The following is a 9291-nucleotide window of genomic DNA, read 5'->3' on the forward strand; positions in this document are numbered from 1 at the left end:
GGACTACACCTACTTTTTTATAATAACATAAAATCAATATTTTGTTCGTTTCGTCGCTGTAGCCTTCTTTGTTTTCGCTACGCTCAAATACAATTTGGGCTACGCAACTCAACTCACGCGCATTCATGAGCCAGCGCTGTAGACGGGTTTCCCGTCGCAGGCGACTGGCATCCCCACGCTCCTAAGAGTGAGAGGTGGGGCTTCTGCTGATTAAGCTAAATTAGTATCATGATTATTGTTTGATAAATTGGGGACGCGTAAATATTTACGGACTACATTCATAACCCGATCTGCTACGATTGGTTTAGAAATAAAGTCTGTAGAGCCGACAACTTTCGCCCGAACTCTATCTATTAAACCATCATTACCAGTTAATATGATTACTGGTGTCTCTGCAAAAGCGGAAATTCTGCGTAATTGTGTGCATATTTCGTAGCCACTGGCTATGGGCATAATCAAATCTAAGAAAATTAAATCTGGCTTTTGTTGGATGATAATAGGTAAAGCCTGGATAGCGTCTTGGATTTTAATAAATCTCAGTCCATGACGGGTCATAATTCCTTCTAAGATGTTACACACCTGGGGACTGTCATCTACACAAACTATTAATGGAGGAGCTTGATTTTTGGGGTTTCTACTAGTGGAACTACTAGATTCGACTGTTAAGGGTAAATCAGGTACTGATACTAACTCAATAATGCCTTTAAGGATATAGGGAAGTAGGGAACGTGCTACAGGCATGACATCTTGTTTCATTCTGATGCTTAACTCCCGTAATGTGGATTGACCATTAATTAAACTCACAAAATTTTTATATACAGAGGGATTTACCATTTGCTGTAGTTGTTCTGGTCGGCGTAAAACTGGCGCTAAATTAGGAGAAATATTTGTTAGTCCAGCTTGTGACCAAATTGACCACGCATCTTGCATTTGTTTAATGGACATATCTGTATTTGTGAAGCTCATAGGCATTTCTAATATGATTTTCTGGCTGTAATTGCAGGTGACAGCCGCAAAACCTAGTTCCTGAGCTAGATCAAAAAATAATTCAGCTACGGTGTTTTCCACAATGGCATGAATTTTTTCTCTTTGAATTTTCTGTCTTTTATGTAGCATCTCTATGAGATTATAATCCCAATAATCAATAGCTATATCTTCATAACGACAGCGAATTTTAGTGATATCAATATCAGGACAATGTTGAGCCATGTTTCTGCGCCAACGCCTGAAGGGATGATCACTACCTGTAGCCCATACTATTCTGCCTAAACGGTAGTAGAAAGTCCATTCTCGTCCTTTAGAACTTTTGATATTTAGTTGTCCGTTATATTGGACTTGGCTAGACTTTTTAAATTCGTTGAATAGGTTTTGCGCTTCTGTTACTTCTGGTTTGGTCATCATGCTTTCCCTGAAAATTTATTGATTTAGTATTTATAAAAATCCATGTTTGGCTTGTTTTACAAGCATTTGAAAATTTAATTGGGAGGATTAATACCTATGCCGACCTTCTAAATACAGATATGCAAACCAATAAAATCTTTAGGATATTATTAATAGAGCTTTAGAGGTTTGGCGAGGGTATTGGAGGATTACATACAAATGTAATTTAGCTGTTGTTATGTAACATTACTCGATATTTAGAATAGTAGTAAATATTAAAAAGTCTCAGATTGATTTAGCGGTATGCAATTAACCATCTTTTTTATTTACTCAATAATCCTGTAATATTATACTCATTTTGTCTATGATACTATATCAGTAATAACGCTTATTTTCAGGGTACAAGAAACTATAAGTAATTATCAATTACCCATTTTTAATTCTGTTTTATGATGTTGGTAAATTTAGTAGTTAAGTATTCTGATTGTAGCTGTTTACAGCTAGTCGAAGATTACCGTGATGGGCTGCTAATAGTTTTTTACCTGCTTCTTGGTCTAAGCTAGTCCAGTGCATTAATAATGCTAATTTCACCCATTTACCGCTATGTTCTAGTAAAAAACCAGCGGCTTCTCGACTTAAACCAGTGAGGTCTTGTAAGATGCGTAAAGCGCGATCGCGTAATTTTTGATTAGTGACAGCAACATCAACCATGCGATTCCCATAGACCTTACCTAGTTTCACCATTACCCCCGTTGAGAGAGTATTCAAAACTAATTTTGTCACTGTTCCTGCTTTCAAGCGAGTAGAGCCAGCTAAAACTTCTGGCCCTGTCAACAACCGGATATCAATATCAACTTCAATACTAACTTGTTCGGCGGGAACACAGGCGATAAAAATAGTCTTAGCTCCCCGTTGACGCGCTGCATTAATGGCACCGTGAACAAAAGGAGTTGTTCCCCCAGCAGTAATACCGACGACTACATCCAATTGAGTAATTTGTCGTTGAGCGATCGCACTTTCCCCATCTTCAGACCGATCTTCCAAATCCTCAGAACTGCGGACTAATGCTCCCGCACCACCAGCAATAATCCCTTGTACCAATTCTGGGGAAGTGCAGAAAGTCGGTGGACACTCAGCAGCATCCAATACTCCTAATCTCCCACTCGTCCCTGCACCTACATAAAATAAACGTCCACCTTGACGTAGCCTTTCTGCGGTGCAGTCAATGGCTGCTGCTAACTGGACTTTCGCTGCCGCTACTGCTGCTACTGCTTTTTGGTCTTCGCTATTAAATAACTCCACCAATTCCAAGGAGTTAAGTTGGTCTAAATTGAGACTATTGGGATTAACTTGTTCGGTGAGTAAATGCCCTCGTTCCTGAAAATTTGCCATATATTTTGTGTCAGTTGTCAGTTGTCAGTTGTCAGTTGTCAGTTGTCAGTTGTCAGTTGTCAGTTGTCAGTTGTCAGTTGTTAGTTGTTAGTTGTTAGTTGTCAGTTGTCAGTTGTTAGTTGTCAGTTGTTATTTACCCATAATGACCAATGACCAATGACCAATGACCAATGACTAATAACTAATTATAATAAACCTTCCAGTTTGCGTCGAATACTGTCTAAATCAGAATTAGCAATTTCTGGCGCAGGTGGACTGTAAGATAAAAAGTCTTCATCAGTATCCTCTATTTCTGGTTCAGGTTGCCAATCAGTTTGTTTGACATTCGTTTCTGGTGGCAATACTAATTCATTATTTTCCGCCACAATTTCCCAGAGATAGCCAGTGCTTTCGCAAAATTCCTTAACATCATCAGCATTCATCATTTCCACTGTCGGGACAGCAAAATCCTGTGCTTCTAACATTAAAGCAAAGCGGGTGGCATCATCCTCTGACTCAAACATGAGGATTTTATTCCCTTCTATCCCTTGAGCATTGCTAATCCGAATGCTGTGAATCCCCTCATTATCAGTGCCAGCATTGAACATTAGTACAAAAACACGCATTGTCTATCCTTTGATTCAGTTCTCTAATTTATCTTAAAGTTCAATACTGTATATTCATAAGAATCTCCAATAATTTTTGTGAGATTACTGGAAGTTAGGCATAGACCAAAAGGCATAATTTACCAATTTTACCAAAACCTAAGTTTTCATTTTCGCACTTATCCCGTTATACTCTAAGAGTTAAACATAAAATTATGTAAATATTTATTCATATTTTTAGTGCTGTAGATAACATTAAAGATTGTCCGGTTTCAGTAATTAGTGTTTTGCCAAGATATCTGGTAATCAAAGCGTGCAAACCTATGTCTAACTCTCCTAGTCAAAATTCTCGCCCCGGTAATTCTGGGACTAATCATCTGTGGTGGACGATAATTGGTCGTACTGGCTTAGGTATAGGTGCTTTGTTATTATTAGGAATTATTGGTGGTGTTTGGCGATTAAAGGGTTTTGTTGATCATGATTTAGTACCATTAGCAACCCAAGGTCTTACTAATACTCTCAATCGTCCAGTAAAATTGGGAGCAGTTAAATCCTTTTCCCTGACTGGTGTTCAGTTTGCCGCTTCGGAGATTCCCGCTACACCAACAGATCCAGATCGGGTAAATGTCAAAGCAGTAGATGTAGGATTTGATATTTGGAAGTTAGTTATTAACCGCAATCTTCGATTAGATGTAACTTTAATTAATCCAGATGTTTATGTTGAGCAGGATAGACAGGGAAGCTGGTTAACAACTACTATCGCTCCACCTGCTGAGGCAGGACTGATTAAAACCGATTTAGATAAATTGCGGTTTCGGGATGCAAATTTGGTATTAGTACCGAAAGTTAGTGAAGGGGCAAAAATTTCTTTACCAGTCCCTGTGGGATTTTCTGGGGTTAATGGCACGGCTCAACTCTTCTTAAATAAAAATCGCCTAATTAAATTGGACTTGGCTGGTAAGGCTGTCAGTGGGGGTGATATTGCCATTGTTGGCGATTTAATTCCTGAGAAAACTTTAGTTGGGGATTTTCGACTCAAAGCTCAAAATCTTCTTGCCGCAGATATTACCCGGATTGTAACTTTACCACTGATTTTACAAACTGGTAAGGTTAATGGTGATTTGCGAATTAAGGTGATACCAAAGCAGAAAACCTTACTTTATGGCAATGCGGCTCTAGAAGGGGTGACGGTGCAAATTCCCAATCTGCCCCAATTGCTCAATAATAGTCAGGGAAATCTCAGTTTTGATGGACTGTTAATTAAATTAGATCATATAGTTACAAGTTATGGAAAGATTCCGTTAACAGCATCGGGTACTATTGATCAGCAAGCAGGGTTTAATTTAAAAGGGCGTGTAAATGCGGTAAGTTTGGCTAATGCCCAAACAACGCTAAATGTAAAGTTACCATTTCCAGTGAGTGGTATAGCTCAAGCCGATTTACAGATAGTGGGGAGAGTTTCCCAACCTGTATTGTCTGGTAATGTGAGGACGTTAAAAATTGCCCAAATTGATAAAGTTGATTTTGGGAAAGTTAGCAGTAAATTTGAGCTTATTAGTAGTCAATCTCTTTTAAAAATTACAGATATTCAAGGTAAAACTACTTATGGCGGCGAGGTTAAGGGTGGGGGGATAATTAAACTTGGTAAAGTATCGGCACTGAATTTGCAATTACGAGCAGAAAATGTGCCTGGGGATGCGATCGCTCAAGTATATGATATCAAAACTGGATTCCCCATTGGCCTGATGACAGCCACCGCGGAATTGAAGGGTGTGGCTACTAATACCCAAACTGTAGTTAAATGGCAAGCTCCTCAAGCCAAATACCCAGCAACGGGGACAAGTATTATTCATAGCGATCGCACAGTTTCCTTTAGTGATATAGTTGCCAAGGTTGGCGGCGGTATAGTTACTGGTAGTGGTAATTATAGTTATGATAGCAAGCGTTGGCAAGCTTTAACTCAGTCTAGCAGAATCAAATTAACATCTTTTGTTGACCAAAAACAGCAGGAAAATATTTCTCTGGCTGGGGCAGAATTTAACGGTAGATTGCGTTTATCAGGAAATTCCTCGCCATTTCAAATAGAAACAATTATTCCTGAAAATGCCAATGTCAGCATTGCAGGTGGCACAGTCAATATTTCCCAAATCCAATTAAATAACCAAAATTTTACCGCTTTATTACAAGGAAAAGACTTACGGTTAGCAACAATTGTTAAACAAGCTAACCCAATTTTAAATAATCCCCTATCAGGTAATTTTATGATTACCAGTAACAGAGAAAATTTCAGTCTAAAAACCTTTTCTGGAATCGGTGAAGCCTTTCTATATATTGGTGGAAGGACAATTAAAGCTGCGAATATTCAAGTAGCAGAAGGTCGCTATCAGGCAAAAATTCAAGCTGATAATATACCTTTAACAAAACTCGTAGGGGCGCAGGTCTCGCGCCCAGAAATGCAAGGAATGATCACTGGTCAATTGCAAGTAGCGGGTTCGGTGGAATCATTCCAGCCAGAAACTATTCAAGGAGAAGGGAAAGGCTATTTAACATTACCTAGTGGTATAGTTAAAGCTTCCGAGATTCAACTGAATAATGGCCATTATCAAGCCTTGTTAGCTACTTCAGGTTTGCAATTAAAGCCTTTTAATCAGCAGTTAAAAGGACAGTTGGCAGGAAAGTTGCAAGTATCGGGAACTCTAGCTGCTCCCACATTAGCAGATATGGCTGCTGTTGGTCAGGTGCGGTTGAGTCAAGGTTTATCAGGTATGGATGCACCTATTCAAGCTGATATTGGTTGGAATGGAGAAAAGCTAACTATTGATGGTTATAATAGTGCCAATTTTCAAGCTAATAGTTCAACGGCGCTCGCTATAAAAGGTTATTTATTAGCTAATGCTAAGAAATCGGGTATTCCAGAAATTACTGATGTTAATTTGAATATCCAGGCAAGAAACTATAGTCTGGAAGGATTGCCAGTGCAATTACCTAATCTTGCTGATATTGCTAGCAGATTGGATTTTAGCGGACAGGTGACGGGAAAACCTACCGCTCCAAATATTACAGCTAAGTTAGGGTTACGGAATTTAAAAGTTCAGGAATTGGCTTTTGAGCCATTATTGACTGGTAATTTAAATTCTGTGTCAGGACAGGGGTTGAGTTTAGATATTGCTGGTGTGAAAGACCGCATAGCAGTTAATTTAGATGGTAATAATCGCCCGAAATCCATTTTAGTTCAGTGGCAACAAGCATTGTTATCAGGTGCAGCAACAGGATCTGATTGGGATATAAATGTGACTAATTTTCCTTTAAAAGCTTTGAATATAGCTTTACCAGCAAATACTCCTTTAAGTCCAGGAGGGGTGAGAGGATTATTAACAGGGAATTTGCAAATTAATTCGCAGACATGGGCTACAACGGGAAATATAGCCATTGAAGAACCGGAACTGGGGAGAATTAAAGGCGATCGCTTTGCAACTCAACTGCGATACGATAATAATACCTTCATCCTCAATAACAGCGAACTTCGCAAAGGTGAAAGTAGATATACCTTTACTGCCAACATCAAACCCTGGGCAAAAAAACCGCAACTGCGAGCAAATATCAACATTGACAAAGGTAATATTCAAGACATTCTCACCGCAGCACAAATCTTTGATATTCAAGACTTCCAGCGGGGTTTAAACCCACCTATCTACGGCACGGCTGTGGATTTAACCACCCAATCTCAAGGCTTACCATTAGAGTCTCTATTTAACCAAATACAACGATTATCAGAAATTAATGCCCTACTAAATACCCAAAAACAAAAACGATTAGATACTCAACCTATCCCAGATTTAAGAGACTTAAAGGGAATTTTGAATGGTGACATTTCCATTAATACTGCCACAACGGATGAACCAAGAATAAAATTTAACTTCCAAGGACAAAATTTTACCTGGGGGAAACCAACAGAACCAAGTCGCTTTTATCGGGCAGAAAAAATCATAGCTGAAGGTGGTTTTACAGAAGGAACTTTGCGGTTACAACCTTTACGAATTCAATCGGAAAACAAGTTAATTGCCTTTACAGGTTACATTAGTGGTAAAACCCAATCAGGTAAATTAACAGTTGAAAACTTTCCCATTCAGCGATTTAATAATCTAGTGAAACTGCCGCTGGGAATTACAGGTAAGCTAAAACTTAACGCAGCCATAGCAGGTAATATTGCCAATCCTCAAGCTACAGGAGAATTAAACATTACAGAAGGAACAATTGATAAAAAACCAGTGGAATCAGCTAATGCTAGTTTCAGTTATGCTAATGGACGGTTAAACTTTGGTAGTCAGTTACTAGGAGTGGGGTCTGAACCTGCAAATATTGATGGGAGTATTCCCTATACTTTACCCTTTGCTTCTGAAAAATCGGACAGTGACAAAGTTACTTTAAATGTCAATATCAAAAATGAAGGTTTGACACTTTTAAATCTCTTTACTAATGAGATAGCTTTTGAAAATGGACAAGGAGAATTAGACTTAAAAGTTCGAGGAACTAGAAAACAACCTTTCGTGAAAGGAACTGCTTCTCTTGATAATGCTACCTTTAGCGCCCAAGCCTTACCAGGAAAGTTAACTAATGTGAATGGTAAAGCAATTTTTGATTTAACTCGTGTGTTTATCAAAAATCTTGAAGGTAAATTTAGCAATGGTAAAGTGGAAGCTGTGGGAGAATTGCCAATTGCTAATAGTAAAAATGTGCAAATAGATATTCCCTTGATGGTTAATTTAAGACAATTATCTTTAAATCTCAAAGATTTATATCAAGGAGGTGCTAATGGTGATTTAACAATTACTGGTTCTCTTCTCCAACCAATAATTGGTGGTAATATAGAATTATTCAATGGTCAAGTATTGTTAGCAGAATCTAAAGATGAAAATTCATCATCTGCAAAAATTAATGACCTTAATAAACTAGATACAGCGGGTAAAATTACTAAGTTAAATGATTTAAAATTAAGATTAGGGAAAAATATCCAAATTTCTAAACCACCAGTGTTTAAGTTCCAAGCCTCTGGAGATTTAACTGTGAATGGTTCTTTAGCTGAACCCATACCAGATGGATCTATTAAGTTAACCAAAGGTACAGTAAACTTATTCACTACCCAGTTAAATTTAGCAAAAGGTTATCCACAAACTGCTACTTTTAGTCCTCGTCAACCCCGTGACCCTGATTTGAATATTCGCCTATTTGCGAAGGTTTTAGACATAACTCAAAATAGTGATTTAAGTAGACAAGGTTCTCTAGGTTTAGCAGGGTTAGAAACGGTGCGAGTAGAAGCTAGTATTAATGGGTTAGCTAGTCAAATTAATGATAATTTGCAATTACAAAGTAATCCTTCCCGTTCAGAAACACAAATTGTCACCTTGCTAGGAGGCGGATTTGTTGACAATCAAGGACGTGGTGATAGTACCCTGGGTTTAATTAATATTGCCGGTTCGGCTGTGTTCAGTAATTTCCAAGGTGCATTTAATGAAATTGGTAATGCTTTTGGTTTAAGTGAATTGCGAATATTTCCCACTATTCTATCTGAAAGACCAGAAGCAGGGAGAAATAACTCATCTTTAGAATTAGCTTTGGAAGCAGGAATTGATATTTCTGCAAAATTCTCTCTTTCTACCATTAAAATCCTCACGGCAAATGATCCCTTACAATGGGGGGTTAATTACCGCATAAATAATCAATTCCGTGTCCGTTCTTCCACTAATTTAACTGATGATAGTCGGGCTGTAATTGAATTTGAAAGAAAATTTTGAGGAATCAAGCAGTAGGGGCGCAGGTCCTGCGCCCATTCAGGAGGAAGAAGGAAGAAGGAAGAAGGAAGAAGGAAGAAGGAAGAAGAAAGAAGAAGGAAGAAAGAAGAAAGAAATTTCTCCCCCACTCCCCCCACTCCCCCCAC

The 9291-nt window shown here is 38.4% G+C and carries 4 protein-coding genes; 1 reads left to right on the forward strand and 3 read right to left on the reverse strand.

Features of this window, described 5'->3' with window-relative positions:
* Positions 1–210: 210 nt before the first annotated feature.
* The 3 genes from IQ228_RS13945 to IQ228_RS13955 all read right to left on the reverse strand — a co-directional run bounded on the left by IQ228_RS13945 (position 211) and on the right by IQ228_RS13955 (position 3377).
* Entirely contained in the window at positions 211–1398 is a 1188-nt protein-coding gene (locus IQ228_RS13945; RefSeq protein ID WP_027400780.1) for a response regulator, read from the reverse strand.
* 453 nt (positions 1399–1851) lie between these two features.
* Positions 1852–2772, reverse strand: coding sequence for an N-acetylmuramic acid 6-phosphate etherase (murQ, locus tag IQ228_RS13950; protein WP_027400779.1), 921 nt, complete (start codon positions 2770–2772; stop codon positions 1852–1854).
* 185 nt (positions 2773–2957) lie between these two features.
* Positions 2958–3377 (reverse strand): DUF3110 domain-containing protein, encoded by a 420-nt coding sequence (locus IQ228_RS13955; RefSeq protein ID WP_027400778.1) that lies wholly within the window; start codon positions 3375–3377, stop codon positions 2958–2960.
* A gap of 302 nt (positions 3378–3679) precedes the next feature.
* Between IQ228_RS13955 and IQ228_RS13960 the strand changes: the two genes are divergently transcribed.
* Entirely contained in the window at positions 3680–9148 is a 5469-nt protein-coding gene (locus IQ228_RS13960) for a translocation/assembly module TamB domain-containing protein (protein WP_193963205.1), read from the forward strand.
* The last annotated feature ends 143 nt before the right edge of the window (positions 9149–9291 follow it).

Source organism: Dolichospermum sp. LEGE 00246, assembly GCF_015207865.1.
In the GTDB taxonomy this organism is placed as follows: Bacteria; Cyanobacteriota; Cyanobacteriia; order Cyanobacteriales; family Nostocaceae; genus Dolichospermum; species Dolichospermum heterosporum.

What these genes read in the sequence shown, in the direction of transcription:
- IQ228_RS13945 (WP_027400780.1), bottom strand. Translation starts at nt 1,398, where the DNA reads ATGACCAAACCAGAAGTAACAGAAGCGCAAAACCTATTCAACGAATTT.
- murQ (WP_027400779.1), bottom strand. Translation starts at nt 2,772, where the DNA reads ATGGCAAATTTTCAGGAACGAGGGCATTTACTCACCGAACAAGTTAAT.
- IQ228_RS13955 (WP_027400778.1), bottom strand. Translation starts at nt 3,377, where the DNA reads ATGCGTGTTTTTGTACTAATGTTCAATGCTGGCACTGATAATGAGGGG.
- IQ228_RS13960 (WP_193963205.1), top strand. Translation starts at nt 3,680, where the DNA reads ATGTCTAACTCTCCTAGTCAAAATTCTCGCCCCGGTAATTCTGGGACT.